This is a genomic window from Novosphingobium sp. ZW T3_23 (genome assembly GCF_044987305.1).
Taxonomy (GTDB): Bacteria; Pseudomonadota; Alphaproteobacteria; order Sphingomonadales; family Sphingomonadaceae; genus Novosphingobium.
In genome coordinates, this window is the sequence record NZ_JBJDRF010000009.1 from 86,835 (window position 1) to 103,991 (window position 17,157).

The window sequence follows — 17,157 nt, forward strand, 5'->3', positions numbered from 1 at the left end:
ATGATGGGTTGAGCGCGGCGGGCGACCCGCTGGAGCGCCTGTCCGCTGTCGTAGACTTCGAGGTTTTTCGCGGACCGCTGGTGGCGTCGCTTCGCCGTAGTCGTTGTGACAAGGGTGCAACCAGACGACTGACCTGGCTCTTCGATACGCCGCTGGCGCCCATCGCATTGACCAGATCATCGACCGAAGGAGTCGAGATCCCGTGCACATAAGCCTCCTGAATTACCGCTGCCAAAGCTTTCTCGGCGGTCCGGCGCGGCTCCAGGAAACTCGGGAAGTAACTGCCCTTGCGCAGCTTCGGGATTGCCAGATCAATCCGGCCAGCGCGGGTGTCCCAACCACGCTCGCGATAGCCGTTACGGTGGTTGAGCCGGGCTGCACTACGAGCACCGGCAGGAACCCCGGTCTTCGCCTCAATCTCCATATCCATCATGCGCTCAGCGGCAAAAGCCAGCATCTCGCGCACCAAATCACTGTCAGCCCCTTGCTCAATCAGCTCAACAAGGGCCATTCTGTCGTCGGTCATCGTCTTCTTCTCCAGGTTCGAGTTCGCATCCGAACCCTGCCAGAAGATCGACGGTGGCCACCCTTCTCAGGAAAACCTTCCTACACCACCCCGTGGGACACGACCTGCCCAGCTCGCCGATGCGTCGATTTTGGCAGATTCCTCGTACTCCCGCTCGGCATACTCCGGACAGGGTGAAGGGCCGACGGTTTTCGCCATTTCAGAAGCCGCTTATTAGGGAGAACCGACACTTGGCTCAGGTAAGACCGAGTTTAGCGAAAAATGCTTCATTTCTCAAGCGCGCATCATGGAGAAGCTTGTTGTAAGGCAGCACCTCTACAACCGCGTTGTGGATGGGAGAAAATCCGAAATATCCTTCGCCATCAGCGCTCTTATTCTGAGCAATAGATATCGACACCATTTCCAGCAGTTTTGGTGTGAAATCGGCAATTACAAAGCAGATAAACCGGGTGCTTAAAGGGATAGGCTTTCGAATACGTCCAGTACGATCTTTGAAAGCGCCTCCGTTGCGCATTATATTAACATACTCGAGGACTTGAGTTACCGGATTATCATCATGGGAATAGGCAGTCCGGCCGGGCCGCTTGAACTCCACGATCACGATCGGCTCATCCGTCCCCTCCCTATCGAAAGCAAGCGACCGATCGAAAACAACCGCCACGTCCGGCTCCCGCCGACTTTCGGTGTCAGTAAGGAAGGTATTAAACGGCTTGTCTGATTTGAGATAAGAATAAAATGCAAGGCGATCGTCAAGAACCCAAAGATTGTGATCTTCATAATCGAGTGATTCTCCATCCGATCGGATAGGTATAATTAGATCGTGAACGATCTCCTCTCTCAGATAATTTCTTGATTGCGGATCAGCATAAGCCAAAGAGCTATCAAGAAGATCAAGGATTTCTTTTCTCTTGATAACATACTCCGCTAACGAAGCCTTTTTATCCATATTGATTGCGCTGGCAAGCTTTTGGACACGCTCATCAATATCTTCACCGTCTGTGTTAGAAAGAGCCCTGATCTCGCGCTTAGTTTCCCTCTGTTTGCGCCGACGTTGCCGAGCGAGCTCAAGGTATATGTCTTCTTCTGATTTAGCGTTAAGAGAAAGGTATTCTTCTACGAACGCCGGAACATCATTCGCGATAGCAAGAAATTGTGGGTTTTCCCTAATAACACGTAAAGTCGTCTCCGACTGTTTAGCCCGCACTGCGTCGATATATGGCGCAAGATGCAACTTAGCCGCTACTACCGTCGAGGCATGCAGAGTGCGATAGTCGCTATCGGAGAAGGTGAAATTCGTCCTCTCCTGATTTACATGACTACTGAGGTAATCTCCGGCCACTAAGCCGATATACACGCAATCGCCATTCTCGCCAACGTATCCAACACCAAGTTGATTATCAATCTTTTCGTCTTTGACTACTCTTCCATCACCAACATATAAGCACCAATGCTTAGCGCCTTCATGGAGGCGCAAACCCTTTTTCAGGAGAATGTGGTAGACATCAACTACGATTGGGTCGGCGCCGTCAGCAATTTCCACTGACAGTGTTTCCTCTACTTCGGATTCCACGTTCTCGCTGTAGAAATCCAGCAGATTAATTCTCTCGTGGCCGTCGATAAGTATGAAGCTCGGCACTTCGTAGCTGGCGAAGTTTCTAAGGAAGTGACCGATGATCTGAGCCGCTATCGTTTCAATTTTACGAGGACAATGGACGCTATAAGCGTCAACATAAGGCTCTAAGTGAATTCTTGTTCCGATTTTCGACGCGTCACTACCAGAACTGATTGAATGGTTATGCAGGGGGGTGGAAGTCGATTCCTTAAGAGCGAAGTCAAACGTCCGGTATAGAACTTCCGAACCTTGAGAAAAACTACTGGCCACGCTTGTGTTTTTAAACACTTTGAGCCAAGATAACCGGCCGACGCCCTTACCACCGCGATTGATCTTGCTAGCGGTGTCAGCAGTGCGAAAAGCTTTCCAATTGTCAGAGTTCAAGCCAACTCCATTGTCTTCGACGACAAAGCCCAACACCGGGGGATTCTCGTCTCCGCCATCTCCACGCAGTACCTTCACAACGATGCGGCCGTCGCGCGAGGCATCGCGATCCCATCGAGCTTCGATTGCGTGCAACGCGTTAGCGATCGCTTCGAACAGCGGAAAAAGCGCGTTCAAGGGGGACGGAGCAAAACCTAAGTTTCGCACGCGGCCGGCCAAGCTAAACTCAAACTCTTCAGTTGTGCTCGCTGGCATGAAATCTCCCACGTCCTTAAACCCCTAAAGAGATTTCGACATCACCACAATCATGGGCTGCGCCAGGTATAACGGAGGCCCAACCGCCGAGGAGGTAGCTTATTCGACCCCGATCGAGAAGGGTAAGAACGATGGATTTCACGAGTTTCGAACAGCGGACATGGGCGCGTAATCAGCCGGCAGATGTCCATCTCTAGAAAGACTGGTTCCAGCGTGAGCGAACGTCCGCTGCTGCCTGGCTCCGGCAGGCGCTGCCATTGGCTTGTCGAAAGACGCGCTTTTTTCGACAGGTGCGGCTAAATCGTGCGGTGACGCGCCGTTGCTATCGTGGAGAGTGCTGTAAATCCTGCGGGTCTGTTGGCTTTAGGGAAACATGAGCAAGCCGTACTTCGCGGTCAACTGTGTCAGCGTACGTTTGAATTATTTTTCATGTTGCGCCTATCGTCCATGGTAGGGCGGCGGCAATCGCCAAAGTCCTCACCGCCCACGTTCGCCTCTTTGGAGACTAGCGCCAAAACCTCCAATGGGTGAGAAGTCTCCCAGGAGTCCTTCGATCTTATCGCCAAACCCGGCAGGAGGCAATGATCACTCTGAACCACCCCAATCCCGGCGCGGTTTAAACCTACTGTTAGTGGCGCCGCTGCAAATCTATCTGGGCGGGGGTGCGACCGTCTGGCGTAGCTACGTGATTCAGCTTCCCAATGAATGCGGCGATTTTCTCTGCATCTCCTTCAACTATCGAACGCTCTTCAACGCTCAGAGGAACCTCCTCGAGATAGCGGCGGATCGAGGCTTGGCTTTCCAGAGCTTGAGCCCGAGCACTTGCCTTAGGAACATTGAAATCACACCCCGCACATGCCATCCGATGCGGGCATGCGCTCCAGAAGGGATTTGAGCAGTAGGAATCGCCTAGATCGTAGAAAGCATAGGGCTCGTCTGATTTGCGCGCGATGGCGTCATGATCGAAGAGGACAGCCACCATATGCGCCATGTGATCGGCTTGTGCGAAAGAGGCTGCCAAACGCGTAGGCCGCACCCGGATGTAGTGCATCGTCGAGGTAGGTGAAGTATGCCCCGACCACTCCATGAGCTCGATCAGTGACATGCCCTTGGGAACGCTGGCGAGCGCGGTCAAGGCCGAGGCCCGGCCGCGATGGCTGGTTATCGGCCCCATGCTGTCGCTCGCCGGTAGTCCGGCCTTCGCACACAGCATCGGGATGATCGTCTTGTTCATCAGCGATACGCCCACCCGGCGACCGCGGTACTGGAACAGGAAATTGACGCGCTCGCCGGTTCGTTCGTCGAGGAGCGGCGCCTGGTCAGCAGGACGCTGCGCTGCCCAGGCATCAATGCGTTCTTTTACAACAGCAGAGACCGGCTTCACATAGGCGCGAAAGGTCTTACTGGCGGGAACCTCGAGATAACACAGCGTACCCGCCGTTACGGTACTGCCGTCTTCGTTAACGATGTCATCGGCCTGCGCCTTGGCGCAACCCAATGCGAGTCGCACCACCTCATTTTGTCGGAGGCCGCAATGCGTCCAAACAACAGCGAGAGCCCGGATCAATGCTAAAGGATACCATTGTTCGGATAGAAGGTCGTCCTGTTCGAGATTGAGGCTGGCCCAGATCAGCCGCAGCCACATGGCTTCATCGATCACGCGCGGTTTGACGCCGCTGTTGAAAGTTACCGCCTTGGGCGTCGCTAAGTGGTAACGGGGGCTGAACCGCAGCGAGATCCATCCCCAAAGTTCAATGTCGATGAAAAAGCGCCGCATCGCGTGGAGGAACGTCCGCTTGGAATTGGCGGCGATCGGCATCCCATGCGTTTTGGCCCTGCGCTGCGGTGCGGAATCGAGCGACCATTCGCCCACGGTCATCCGGTCCACAGCAGCAAGAAAGATCGCGCACGTCGATGCGTCCCAGTCCGCCGGCGACTGAATTTGTGGCTGCTCTTTCGCCAGCCACAGGCCAACGCGAAGGACAAACCCGTAGTTCGTTTCGCGGGTTCTAGGGCGCAAGGTTGATGTGTCGCGCCAGCGAGCGCACCATTGTGCCCACTCCTTCGGCACACCTTCGTTGCTCTTGTCCTTCCATCCCACGTAGCTGCGCATGCGCAGCGGGGTTTCGATAATGCCCAGGGCGGCCAGCCCATTCGAAACTTTGCCGACCGCGCGCGCCACGCCGCCATTTCGGCTACCTTGCCCTTTTTGCAGGAGATCGACCGTGAAGGTCTCCAACCGGGGATCTCCGTTCTCGAGCATGAGATGCCCGAGCACACTGGCGAGGAACATGTCGAGCGTTCGTTGCGCATAGCCAAGCGAACATAATGTTGACGCGAGCCTCTTGTGCTCACGCCAGAAGATGCCGGTGCCGAAGATTGCTCGGGCATACACACCAGAATGGCGGAAAGTGGCGAGGTTTCTCACCTCGCGAAGACCCCCAAGGTGATAAGCGATAGCTGTAAGGAACGGGCGTGATCCTGTTGTCCGTTCGAGCACGGCGAGCCACGCCGCCTTATCCCATTGCCAGTAGGCAAGTTTCTCGCGCACTACCGCTTCCATGATGGCCATGATGCTTGCTTCGCGTTTGGCCTCGGACACGTCTCCCCACTGCGCGATTGCCAGCAGTGGAGCGACAAGACGTGGCGCCGAGCGCTCGAAGTCCACAAAGGGCGTTTTTCGCCGACGATGCAGAGCCGCAATCTCGTCATCCGTCAGTGCGCCCACAAGGCCATAGGGCGATGGATCAAACGCGGCATAGACATTGTTAAATGCGACGTCAGTCATGGAATGGACCGAACAGGCAAGTGCCAACTCGCGCATCAATGTGACCGATTGACCGGGCCATGCGCTGCGAGAGATCGGCGCCGGCAATATGCAGATAGACCATAGTCGTCTTAGGATCGGCATGGCCAGCATAGGAGGAAAGTTCATGGAGGCGCCAGCCCGCCCGTGCCAGGTGCGTGAGGCGTAAGTGCCGCAGGCTGTGCGTGCTGAAATTTTCAACCTTGGCATGGTTGGCCCAACGGGCAACAATCTTGCTCCACGACCAGATCGATAGTGGTGCGCCGCGATTACGATCCGAGTCTGAGCGAAACAGCGGGCTGGCCCGACCATCGATCCGCGCGAGAGCATGAAGGTGAAAGGTCAGCATTGGCGCGACCTGGGGACTGTAGGCGACGATCCGCGCCCGCTTGCTCTTCGTCGTCTCGGCACGCAGCGTCACCAATCTATGCGCGAAATCGAGATCGCTGATGCGCAACGATGTCAGTTCCTGGCGACGTAGCGCCCCATAATAGCCTAGCGCCAGCATCAGCCGATTGCGCACAGTGTCGCAGGCGGCAACAGCAAGAATGCGCTCCCATTGCGGATCAGTAGGAACGGAGGGAAGCTTGACGAGGCGGGGAACAAGTCCGCGGCTGAAGCCGGCATGCTCGGATATATGTCGCGCAACCGATAAATGTCCGCGGGGCAGCGGATTGTTGGAGCGCAAGCCTTGGTAGATCAGATGGTCATACCACAGTCGAATGGCACTCAGCCGTTGGTGCAGCGAAGCATTGGCGATGCGCTCCGCCCCCTCCGACAATGATCGAATATAGTGCGCGAGATCCGGGAGTGTGGCCGTGGACGCGGCGACACCTACGACTTCACAATACGCCAGGAAATGGCTGACCCCTCGGGCATAGGCATCGAGTGTTGCCGGAGCGCGGCCAAGGTTGCCGAGCAGTTCGAGCCATTCGGCCAGCAAGGGATACCGGACAAGAGGTATTTGCAACGATGGGGCAAACCGCATGGCGTTCCTCCGCCCGCCGAGCATACCATGACTGCAGGCATTCCACCTAACTTACTAGAGCGCATAGTTGAGCCGATTGCTGCCGTTGATCATCTGGCGCGTGGTAACGGTGGCACCACTGGTCGATCCGGCATTGAGGCCGACGGTGAAGGAGGTTCCGCTGGTGCAGGTGACCGTCACTGTGCTGGCCCCGTCCTTGACCGAGCCGGATGTCGGATCATAAGTCCCGAAGGCCAGCGGGGTAACCGCGACGATGCAGGCGGACTGCACCGTGGCAGTCACCGCCATGGGGGCCGTGGCCGTGGCGGCGATGCTGCGGCTCGGCGCCAGGAATGCGAGCGCCGTGGCCAGAACCGTCACGGCTCCAACGGATATCCGGCGAAAGGAAGGAAGGTCTTTGTCCATAAGGCCGCATCTAGCGGAAAGACCTTGAGAATGTGGTCGCCCGGCGCTTTCGGGTTTTCCGGATACGGGCGTAGCACTTGCTTCAGAGAGCTTCCATCGCAGCCTTCTCGTCCAGCAGGCGAATGGCCACCTGATCGCGCCCCTGCCGTTTCGCCTCGTAGAGCGCCTCGTCGGCCAGCCGATAGAGCGAACGGAACTCGGCGCCGTTCAAGGCTTCCGCTATGCCTATGCTGACGGTCACCTTGCGATGCCCCACGATGTCTCCATGGTCGCAGGCCGCGATCTGCTGACGAAGCGCATCGCCGAACCGCACCAGATCGTAACCTTCCAGCCCCGCGATCATCACTGCGAACTCCTCGCCGCCCAGCCGGGCCACGGTGCAGTTCCGGTCCTCGTGCGGCGCGATGCGGCGCGCGATGGCGGCCAGCACCACGTCACCCGCATCATGGCCGTAGACGTCGTTTATCGACTTGAACCAGTCCACGTCGATCAGCAGGAGAGCGACCACCTCGCCCCGTTCCCGCGCCCTTTCCAGCACGGAACCGACCTTCTCCATGAAGCCGCGCCGGTTGGGAAGGCCGGTCAGCGCATCGCGGCGCGCCAGTTCCTGCGCCTGTGCCTCGGCACGACGCGCCATGTCCCGTTCGATCCGCAGCCTGGCGTGGGAACGGGAAGCGGCCACCGAAAGCCAGAGCGTCTGCCAGGCGGCCGCGAAGAGCACGAGGATTTGCGACCCTCCGCCCCAGAACATGCGATCGGCATCGAAGAACTCGGTGGATGCCAGCACGACCATCGGCACGGCCCAGGCGCCTGCGAAACTGCGAGCCTCGGGGCTTCCACGTCGCCAGGCCTGAGCAATGCAGCAGGCCACCGCCACGAGGTTCGCCAGCAAGACTATTCCGAGCACGGCGCCGAGCGCTGCGAACGGTCCGGATCGCATCATCGACAGCGGCACGCCGAGCGCCACGACGATCGCCGTCAAGCCCAGCGCGGTGCGTCGCAGCCAGGGGCTGACACTCCCCGCATCGAGCGCGGTGACGGCGCTCAGGGTGGCCAGCGCGATGGCAAGGCAGGACAGCCCCGTGCAGATCTGCGCGGACAGCGCGCCGGCCATTCCGGGGAAGAAGAACAGGTGAAGCTGCGACCAGCACGCACCCCAGGCGATCATGCAGGCCGCCCAGGCCGCCTGCCAGGCCGAGAACTGGCGCCGCACCGCCACGGCGAGCGAGGCGTTATAGATCGCCCCTGCCAGCAGCAGCACCAGCGCGGCGCCGATGGAGGTCGCCAGGCCCGTCGTCTGCGTGCTTTCCTCGCCGCGACCTACCAGCCGCATTCGCAACAGGTCGGCACTCGCCACCTTGTCGAAACGCATCGTTACGCCGGTCAGGGGAACGTCGCGGTGCGGCGCGCGAAAGGCCAGCTGGCCGCCGGCGCGCCAGTGGGTACCGAAATCGCCGCTGCGCACGTCCTGCTGCTCTCGTGCGCCATCCGCATAGGAGAAAGTCACGAGGAGCCGATCGAACCGCGAACTGTGCACGATCAACGACAGATCATCCTGTCCGTCCCTTCCGGACGGCAGCGCCGCACGAAGCCAGAGCGTACCTTTCTGGTATCCCTCGGGATCGCCCTCGCACTTGAAACGAGCGGGAACGGCATCCTTTCCAGCGACGACCGCGCTTACCGAATGGCAGAGGGGCCGGCCGATCCTCAACACTTCGGCAAGGCCAGCGCCGGGCCATCCCATGCACATCATTGCGCAGAGAAGAACCAGAACCTTGGCAAAAAGGCGTAAAGGCGGCGATTCGCAATCCATTGCGCTGCGACCTATGGCACAACCCCTAGTTCAACAAGGTTACCGAGCTGGTGAGAAATCAGCAGCGACGGGAACACTTCGCGTATTCTTGACGGCACCTGCAAGCCACTCGTGCATTTAACTTTCGTACCGGACAACCGGCCAGCCAGAGCGAGACGAGATGACCCTGAACCAGTGGCTTTCCATCGCCACCCTGTGCGGAATGATGCTTCTCTTCATCTGGGGTCGTTTTCGCTACGACGTTACCGCGATCATCGCCCTTCTGGCCGCCTTGAGCCTCGGGCTGGTGCCGCCCGAAAAGGCGTTCTCCGGGTTTTCGGACGATATCGTCATCATCATCGCCTCGGCGCTGGTGCTTTCCGCTGCCGTGCAGCGGACCGGGCTGGTCGAGCGTGCCGTGAACTGGATCAGCCAGTGGGTTCGCAGGCCGGGATCGCAACTGCTTGTGCTGACCGGATCGGTCGGCGTCGTGTCCGGCCTGATCAAGAACATCGGGGCACTGGCGATGATGATGCCCGCCGCATCGCAACTGGCGCGCCGCAGCGGCGCCAATCCCTCGCGCTTCCTGATGCCCATGGCCTTCGCCTCGCTGCTCGGCGGGCTGACGACGATGATCGGCACGTCACCGAACATCATCGTCAGCCGCGTTCGCGAGGAAATGACGGGCCAGCCCTTCGCGATGTTCGATTACCTGCCGACCGGCCTTGGGATGCTGGCGGTAGGCCTCATATTCCTGCGCATAGGCTACCGGCTGGTGCCGGCAGACCGACGCGCTGCCGCGACCATGGGCGAGGCGCTGAACATCTCCGACTATACCACCGAGGCCACGGTCGGAGAGCATTCCAACGCCATCGGGGAAACCATCGAGGCATTCCTTGCCAGCCACGACAACGAAATCGAAGTCAACGCCGTCCTGCGCTCCGGCCTCAGCGGCCACGTTCATCCCGAGATGCACATCGTCCAGGGCGACGTCCTGATCCTCTCCGGCGAGCCCGATGCTCTGGAACGCGCCATCGCCGGCTCGCAGCTGACGCTCGACGATGACGAGGAAGAAGAGGCCGCTGCCGACAACAACCGCGCGCGGGACGAGATCGGCGTGATCGAAGGAGTGGTGAGCAGCGAATCGGCCTTCGTGGGCAGCACGGCAGGCCGCCTGATGCTCAAGGAGCGGCTCGGCCTTCGCCTCGTGGCCATCTCCCGCAGAGGAGAAATCCTGCGCAACAAGCCCGGCAATATCGTCATCGGCGCGGGAGACGTGATCGTCCTCCAGGGCGTGCTGGGAGAGATGCCGGGACGCCTGCGGCAACTCGGCGTGCTGCCGCTGGCGCAACGATCGATCCGTCTCGGCATGAACCGCAGCAGCTGGCTGGCACTGGCGATCCTGGCGGCGGCGATGATCACCACCGCGACCGGGCTGGTCCCGGTGGCCGTGGCCTTTTTCGCTGCGGCGGGTGCGGTGATCATCACCGGGGCCTTGCCGGTGAACGACGCTTACGAGGCCGTCGAATGGCCCATCCTCATCATGCTGGGCGCGCTCATCCCGGTCAGCGAGACGCTCCAGACGACAGGCGCCTCGGACATTCTTGCCACCGAACTGGCCAGGCTGGCGCGCGACATGCCGCCATGGGGCGCGGTCGCCATGGTTCTGGCCGCGTCGATGGCGGTAACGCCGTTCCTCAACAACGCGGCGACCGTGCTGGTCGTGGCGCCGATCGCCGCGGTGTTCGCCACCGATCTCGGCTATCGGCCGGACGCTTTCCTGATGGCGACCGCGATCGGCGCGGGCTGTGATTTCCTCACGCCGATCGGGCATCAGTGCAATACCCTGGTGATGGGACCGGGCGGCTATCGCTTTGGCGACTACGCCCGCCTCGGGGCGCCCCTATCGGTGCTGGTGCTGCTGATAGGGACGCCGCTCATCATGTACTGCTGGCCGCTTTAGGCTTCCGGAAACGGCCGATCGATCGAGACTTGCGGCTTGGTGAACCACTGCGCGCCGGTTTCGGTCACGAACATATGGTCTTCCAGTCGCACGCCGAATTGCTTCGGAACGACGATCATCGGCTCGTTCGAAAAGCACATGCCCGGCTCCAGCGGAGTCTTGTCGCCGCGCACCAGATAGGCGGGCTCATGGATCGAGAGACCGATGCCGTGGCCGGTGCGATGCGGCAGGCCCGGCAGAGCGTAGTCCGGCCCCAGTCCCGCTTTGTCCAGAACCGCGCGCGCGGCATAGTCCACCGCCTCGCACGGTTCGCCCGGTCGGCAGGCGTCGAAGGCGGCCTGCTGGGCCTCCTTCTCGATATCCCAGATCCGGCGGATATCCTGCGAGACCTCGCCAAAGGCATAAGTGCGCGTGATATCCGAGTGATAGCCCTGGATCGTGCAGCCGGTATCGACCAGCACGAGTTGGCCCTCCTGAAGCTCGCGGTCGCCCGGAAGTCCGTGGGGATAGGCGGTCGCCTCTCCGAACTGGACGATGCAGAAGCTCGATCCGCTGGCGCCGAGCTTGCGGTGCGCGGCATCGATGAAGTGCACCACCTCACTCTGGCGAATGCCGGGACGCAGGATGCGCGCCGCTGCCTGATGAACCAGCAGCGTCATGTTCTTGGCCTGTTGCATCAGCGCCAGTTCTGCGGCCGACTTGACCATGCGGCACTGCTTGATCACCGGCATCGCATCCAGGAGCGCGGCCGAGCCGCCCTGACGCACGCGTTCCGCGAAGTGGAAGGGCAGTTCCGGATCGATCGCCAGGGTCTTCACGCCCAGTTCCGCCAGAACCTGCGTCACCAGGGCCACCGGGTCTTCGTCTTCCTGCCACGAGCGAATGTCCACCGCGATTGCCAGGTCCGCTTCCAGCGTGCCGATCTCGAAATGGGGGCAGATCATCACCGGCTTGCGGCCCGGCACCAGCAGCATGGCGACGAGACGCTCGGTCTGGCCCCAGGGCAGGCCCGAGAAATAGCGCAGCGAAGCGCCCGCATTCACCAGCAGGGCATCGGCGCCGAGCCTTTCGGTCAGTTCCTGGGCCCGCGTCATCCGCGCCTCGCGCTCGGCCACGGCAATGGCCGGGGCGCGATCAGCCCAGGCGGTGAGGCCGGCCAGTTCGATCTCTGCGGTCGATCCGCCAATCATCCTTGTATTCCTTTATGCAAAACGCTGGATATCGAAGGGAGCGAGCGGCAGTTCAGGCTGCTCACCCCCGACCATCGATGCCACCAATCGCGCCGTGATCGGCGCGAGAGTGAGCCCGAGGTGCTGATGCCCGAAGGCATAGAAGAGATTCGATGCCCTAGTCGAGCGTCCGATAGCGGGCAGGTAGTCCGGCAAGGTGGGGCGGCAGCCCATCCAGCGACGGAACGGCCCTTCGATCGGCAGGCCCAATTCGGCAACGTGCCGCTCCAGCCGCTCCCACTTGCGCGAGTCGGCGGGAGCATCGACCTTGCCGAGTTCGACGAAGCTGGCGGCCTGCACCTCGTTCCGATAGCGGGTGACGATCATCGATCGCTCCTCGAACACCACCGGCGGAAGGTCGGCTGGCCAATGCTTTCCCGCTAGGTGGTTGGCATCGGCGCGAATATGGTAACCGCGCTCTGCGATCATCGGAACCTTGTGGCCGAGATGTTCCATCAGTTCTCGCGAACGCACCCCGGCGCAGACCAGCACCTGCTCTGCGTCGACTCCGGCGATTTCGACACGTCCGCCAGCCACGCGCAGTTCCCCGCGCTGCGCCACCATGGCGCCGCCGCGTTCGGTGAACGCATTCCTGAGAGCCTGCCGCAACTCGCCGAGATCCGCGATTTGGCCGCTGCCCGAAAAGCGGATCGCGCCGGCCACAGGCTCCCTGCCCAGCCCGGCGAGCATCGCACGTTCCGCATCGCTCGCGGCATGAACCTGAGCGCTGCCGGTTTCGGCAGCCATCCATGAGGCCAGCCCCTCGCGCGCGGCCCGCTCTCCGTGCCAAAGCACGAAGTGGCCATTCTGCTTGAGAAGATCGGGCGCACCGATCCGTTCGACCAGCGAAATCCACGCCGGCATCGACTCCGCAAGCAGGGGCGACAGAGCCTCGCAGCCCTTGCGAAACCGCGCGGGGCGGGCAGCACTCAGGAGACGCAGGCCGAACGGCACCCATTCGGCTACGGCCGACGGCGGAAAGCCCAGCGGTCCGCCGCGCAGGAACAGGCGCCGGGACAGGCTGCGAACCATCTCCATCGAGGCGAGCGGCTCCACCTGTTCCACCGCGATATGGCCCGCATTACCCCAGGATGCCGCCTGGCCTTCCATGTCGTCATCGACAATCGCGACCTGATGTCCGGCTTCGAGCAAGGCGATGCCCGTGCAGAGCCCGACCACTCCGCCACCGACGATTCCAATGGACCTCACAAAAACTCCGTTGCATAAGTCAGACTATATCGTATACCATATATCAATCACCGCCCGTCTTCACAAGGCTTCGCACTTCACATGACCGTCTCGATCCACAGCATTGGCAGCGCTTCGGTTCGCCAGCGTGGTGACGGCCTGCGATTAAAAAAACGCAATAGCGGATCAGAAAAGGTCGGATTGCAGCACGTTTTACGATCATCTACCGTATACGTTAGATCGGAGGCGCTGTGCGCCCTCGAGACGTTTATGGAGATACACTGGTGACAATCGTCGTCCGCACCCTTGCCGAACGCATTTTCGACGTGATCCGCGAAAGGATCGTCGAAGGAAAGCTCCCCGTGATGGAGCCGGTGAGGCAGGATGCACTGGCAGCCGAACTCGGCGTCAGCAAGATTCCCTTGCGCGAGGCACTCGCCCGGCTCGAACACGAAGGCCTGCTGACCAGCCAGGCCAACCGGGGTTGGTTCGTCCGCCCGATGTCGAGCGACCAGGCAGAGGAAATCTACCTCCTGCGCCTGGCCATCGAACCGGCAGCGGCAGCCTATGCCTGCACGGTTGCCGACGAGAACGATCGCAAGGCCGCCGTCAACGCTTTCGAGGTTCTGGACGCCGCCGCCAAGGACAACCTCAGCGATGTCGCCGTGCGCAACCGCGAATATCACGTCGCACTGGTGCGCCCCGGCAAGCGCCTGCTCACCACGCAGCTCGTCGAGCGCCTCGAAGTGCTCGCGGAGCGCTACGTGATCGCGCACCTCGAACCTGCGGGCCGTGGCGACCGCGCCCATACCGAACACCGTGAACTGCTCGACACCTGGCTTACCGGAGACGCGGCCAAGGTGCAGACCATGCTCACCCAGCACATCGCCAGCACGCTCGACGACTTGCGCGCTCATTTTACCGCCAGCCAGTCAGGCTGAGACAATATAACCAGGGGGATCCATGCTCGGACCGCGTAAATCCATAGAAAAACTGTCACAACGCGATTCCGGGCATTCCCTGGCCAAGACCCTGAGCTGGCCTCATCTGATCGCACTGGGCGTCGGCGCCATCGTCGGCACCGGCATCTACACGCTTACGGGCGTCGGCGCCGAGCGCGCCGGCCCGGCCGTGATCCTGGCCTTCGCCATCGCTGGCGCCGTCTGCGCCTGCGCCGCGCTCGCCTATGCCGAGATGGCGACGATGATCCCGGCAGCGGGCAGCGCCTACACCTTCTCCTATGCCGCCATGGGCGAGACGATCGCCTGGATCGTCGGCTGGAGCCTCATCCTCGAATACTCGCTGGCCTGCTCGACGGTGGCGGTAGGCTGGTCCGGCTATCTGGTCGGCTGGATAGAGTCCGCGGGCATACACCTGCCGCACATGCTGCTCGTCGGCCCGCACGGGGGCGGCCTCGTCAATCTGCCCGCCGTCCTGGTGGCGCTGGCCGTCATGGGCATGCTGATCGCCGGCACGCGTGAGAGCGCGACGCTGAACATCGTGCTCGTCATCATCAAGCTCGTCGCCCTTTCGATCTTTGTCGTCATGGCGCTGCCCGCTTTCCAGGGTGGCAATCTCGATCCCTTCATGCCCTACGGTTTCGCCAGCACCGAGATCGAGGGCCAGAAGCGCGGGGTCATGGCCGCTGCCGCCATCGTCTTCTTCGCATTCTACGGCTTTGACGCGGTCGCCACTTCGGCCGAGGAAGCCAAGAACCCGGGCCGCGATCTCACTATCGGCATCGTCGGCTCGATGGTGGTCTGCACCGTGATCTACATGGCCGTCGCCATCGCCGCGATCGGTGCCCTGCCCTTCCAGCAGCTTGCCAACTCGCCCGAGCCGCTCGCGCTTGTGCTGCGCCAGCTCGGCCAGCCCGTCGCCGCACACCTGATCGCCTTCGCCGCCGTGCTCGCCCTGCCCTCGGTCATCCTCGTCATGATGTACGGCCAGAGCCGCGTGTTCTTCGTCATGGCCCGTGACGGCCTGCTTCCCCGCAGCCTCGCCAAGATCAGCCCGCGCACCGGTGCCCCCACTCGAATCACCCTGATGACGGGCATTTCGATCGCCGTCGTCGCCGGTATCTTCCGCCTCGACGAGATCGCCGAACTGGCCAATGCCGGCACCCTGATCGCCTTCATCTCGGTCGGCGCCTGCCTGATGATCCTGCGCCGCCGCGCACCGGAACTGCCGCGCCTGTTCAAGTGCCCCAAGCCGTTCGTGGTCGGTACTCTGACGATCCTGGGCTGCGTCTACCTGCTGCTCAGCCTGCCGGAGAGCACGCTGATCCGCTTCGGCGCGTGGAACGTCATCGGCCTGCTCGTCTACTTCCTCTACGGCCGCTCGCGCAGCGAGGCTGGCCGCGAGGCGGCGACGGCCTGACCGGCAAGAACCAGACCCTTTCCAAACCGTCCTTTTCCAAGATCCAAGGAGATCGCGATGAAGCGCGCCCTCGTTCTGGCCGCCGCTCTGCTCGGCACGGCCCTTTCGCCCGCCACGCCCGCCCTTGCCAAGACCGCCTATGACGGCGTCTGGCTGTTCGACGACGCCCTGCCCAACCCGGGCGTGACGATGGTCGAAGTCGGCTCGAAAGGTGGCAAGATCGCCGGCACCGTCACCACCAAGTGGTACGGCCCGGTCGAGATGATGAACCCCCGCGTCGAGAATGGCGAACTCAAGTTCGAAGCCCGCAATCTCAACGACAAGGAGCACCTGACCCGCTCCTGGAGCGTTGCGCTGGAGAATGGCCAAGCGCATCTCAAGGGCCGGATCTGGGAATCCGAAATCGACAGCAAGGGCTACAAGGGCACCGCGAAGGACGCCAAGGCCCGCGCGTTCCAGTTCTCGACCCTGGCCCCGCTAGGCGCACCGATCCCCAAGAAGCTGGCCGCCACCCCGCCGATGGGCTGGAGCAGCTGGAACAAGTTCGCGGAGCACATCGACGACAAGACCATCCGTGCCCAGGCCGATGCCATGGTCTCGAGCGGCCTGCGCGATGCCGGCTACCTCTACATCAACATCGATGACGGATGGCAGGGCAAGCGCGACGCCCAAGGCGTGCTCCAGCCCAACGAGAAGTTCCCCGACATGAAGGCGCTAACCGACTATGTCCATTCCAAGGGGCTGAAGATCGGCATCTATTCTTCGCAAGGCCCGCGCACTTGCGCCGGTTACGAGGGCAGCTACGGCCATGTGAAGCAGGACGCGCAGACTTACGCGGACTGGGGTTTCGACTATCTGAAGTACGACCTCTGCTCCGGCGAATGGTTCTATGCCGATGCCGATACCGTGAAGCGCAGCTACTATGAGATGGGCGCCGCGCTTCAGGCGACCGGCCGCGAATTCATCTTCTCGCTCTGCGAATACGGCCGCTTCGACGTGGGCAGCTGGGGGCGTGACGTCGGCGGCCAGCTCTGGCGCACGACGGGCGACATCACCGACGATTATCCGACGATGGCCAAGATCGGCTTCGACAAGAACGGCAATCCCGATTGGGCCGGCCCGCACGGGTGGAACGATCCGGACATGCTGGAAGTCGGCAATGGCGGCATGAGCGCGGACGAATATCGCACTCACATGACGCTCTGGGCCATGTCCGCCGCGCCGCTGATGATGGGGCACGACTTGCGCGAAACCAGCGCCGAGACGCTGGCCATGCTGACCAACAAGCGCGTCATCGCCGTCGATCAGGACGCGAAGGGCGTGCAGGGCAAGGCGGTGCGCAAGGTCGGCTCCATGGAGGTCTGGGCCAAGCCTCTGGCCGGTGGCCGTGTCGCACTCGCCCTGTTCAACCGCGGCGATGCGGCGGCCTCGCTGGCGCTGACCGCAGCCGATGCAGGGCTTTCCACCGTCTCGCAAATCGAGGATCTGTGGACCGGTGCAAAGGCAGCCAAACTGCCCGCCAGCTACGCCGTGCCCGCGCGGGGCGCCATCATGCTGACGGTCGGCGGCTGATAACGCCCATAGATGATCCGTTGCCGACACGCGCGCGAGCAGTCCCCTCCCATGCGTG

The 17,157-nt window shown here is 61.5% G+C and carries 11 protein-coding genes and 2 pseudogenes; 5 read left to right on the top strand and 8 right to left on the bottom strand.

The genetic code is table 11. From position 1 onward, the window contains the following. Positions 1-8 precede the first annotated feature (8 nt). A pseudogene (locus ACI3K3_RS07725) lies at positions 9-116 on the top strand (IS5/IS1182 family transposase); the annotation flags it as partial. Here ACI3K3_RS07725 and ACI3K3_RS07730 read toward each other — a convergent pair. From ACI3K3_RS07730 to ACI3K3_RS07755, 6 genes and pseudogenes are all read right to left on the bottom strand, one after another. Next, positions 98-526, bottom strand: a pseudogene (locus ACI3K3_RS07730) (transposase); the annotation flags it as partial. The pseudogenes ACI3K3_RS07725 and ACI3K3_RS07730 overlap by 19 nt on opposite strands. A gap of 235 nt (positions 527-761) precedes the next feature. After that, positions 762-2,777 (bottom strand): ATP-binding protein, encoded by a 2,016-nt coding sequence (locus ACI3K3_RS07735; RefSeq protein ID WP_404913027.1) that lies wholly within the window; start codon positions 2,775-2,777, stop codon positions 762-764. Between the two features lie 628 nt (positions 2,778-3,405). Then, entirely contained in the window at positions 3,406-5,565 is a 2,160-nt protein-coding gene (locus tag ACI3K3_RS07740) for a tyrosine-type recombinase/integrase (protein ID WP_404913028.1), read from the bottom strand. Beyond that, complete coding sequence (locus tag ACI3K3_RS07745) at positions 5,558-6,526, bottom strand: tyrosine-type recombinase/integrase (protein WP_404913029.1); 969 nt, start codon at positions 6,524-6,526, stop codon at positions 5,558-5,560. Before ACI3K3_RS07745 ends, ACI3K3_RS07740 begins: the two co-directional genes overlap by 8 nt. Before the next feature lie 99 nt (positions 6,527-6,625). Then, a complete protein-coding gene (locus ACI3K3_RS07750) occupies positions 6,626-6,976 on the bottom strand; it encodes a spore coat protein U domain-containing protein (RefSeq protein ID WP_404913030.1) in 351 nt (116 codons plus the stop codon). Positions 6,977-7,058: 82 nt separating this feature from the next. After that, complete coding sequence (locus tag ACI3K3_RS07755) at positions 7,059-8,720, bottom strand: diguanylate cyclase (protein ID WP_404913031.1); 1,662 nt, start codon at positions 8,718-8,720, stop codon at positions 7,059-7,061. 229 nt (positions 8,721-8,949) lie between these two features. Between ACI3K3_RS07755 and ACI3K3_RS07760 the strand changes: the two genes are divergently transcribed. Next, positions 8,950-10,731 carry an SLC13 family permease gene (locus ACI3K3_RS07760; protein ID WP_404913032.1) on the top strand — a complete coding sequence of 594 codons (1,782 nt, stop codon included), beginning with the start codon at positions 8,950-8,952 and terminating at the stop codon, positions 10,729-10,731. Here the strand turns inward: ACI3K3_RS07760 and ACI3K3_RS07765 are convergent. Both ACI3K3_RS07765 and ACI3K3_RS07770 read right to left on the bottom strand, forming a co-directional pair. Continuing rightward, the gene (locus ACI3K3_RS07765) at positions 10,728-11,921 is read right to left on the bottom strand and encodes a M24 family metallopeptidase (protein ID WP_404913033.1); all 1,194 of its coding nucleotides are present in this window, start codon (positions 11,919-11,921) and stop codon (positions 10,728-10,730) included. The genes ACI3K3_RS07760 and ACI3K3_RS07765 overlap by 4 nt on opposite strands. Before the next feature lie 12 nt (positions 11,922-11,933). Next, positions 11,934-13,169, bottom strand: a complete 1,236-nt coding sequence (locus tag ACI3K3_RS07770; RefSeq protein ID WP_404913034.1) for an NAD(P)/FAD-dependent oxidoreductase — start codon at positions 13,167-13,169, stop codon at positions 11,934-11,936. 263 nt (positions 13,170-13,432) lie between these two features. Here ACI3K3_RS07770 and ACI3K3_RS07775 point away from each other — a divergent pair, with 263 nt between their 5' ends. The 3 genes from ACI3K3_RS07775 to ACI3K3_RS07785 are packed head-to-tail and all read left to right on the top strand — an operon-like array spanning position 13,433 to position 17,099. Continuing rightward, entirely contained in the window at positions 13,433-14,089 is a 657-nt protein-coding gene (locus ACI3K3_RS07775) for a GntR family transcriptional regulator (RefSeq protein WP_404913035.1), read from the top strand. 22 nt (positions 14,090-14,111) lie between these two features. After that, positions 14,112-15,527, top strand: coding sequence for an amino acid permease (locus tag ACI3K3_RS07780; RefSeq protein WP_404913036.1), 1,416 nt, complete (start codon positions 14,112-14,114; stop codon positions 15,525-15,527). Between the two features lie 57 nt (positions 15,528-15,584). Next, entirely contained in the window at positions 15,585-17,099 is a 1,515-nt protein-coding gene (locus ACI3K3_RS07785; RefSeq protein WP_404913037.1) for a glycoside hydrolase family 27 protein, read from the top strand. Positions 17,100-17,157: the final 58 nt, after the last annotated feature.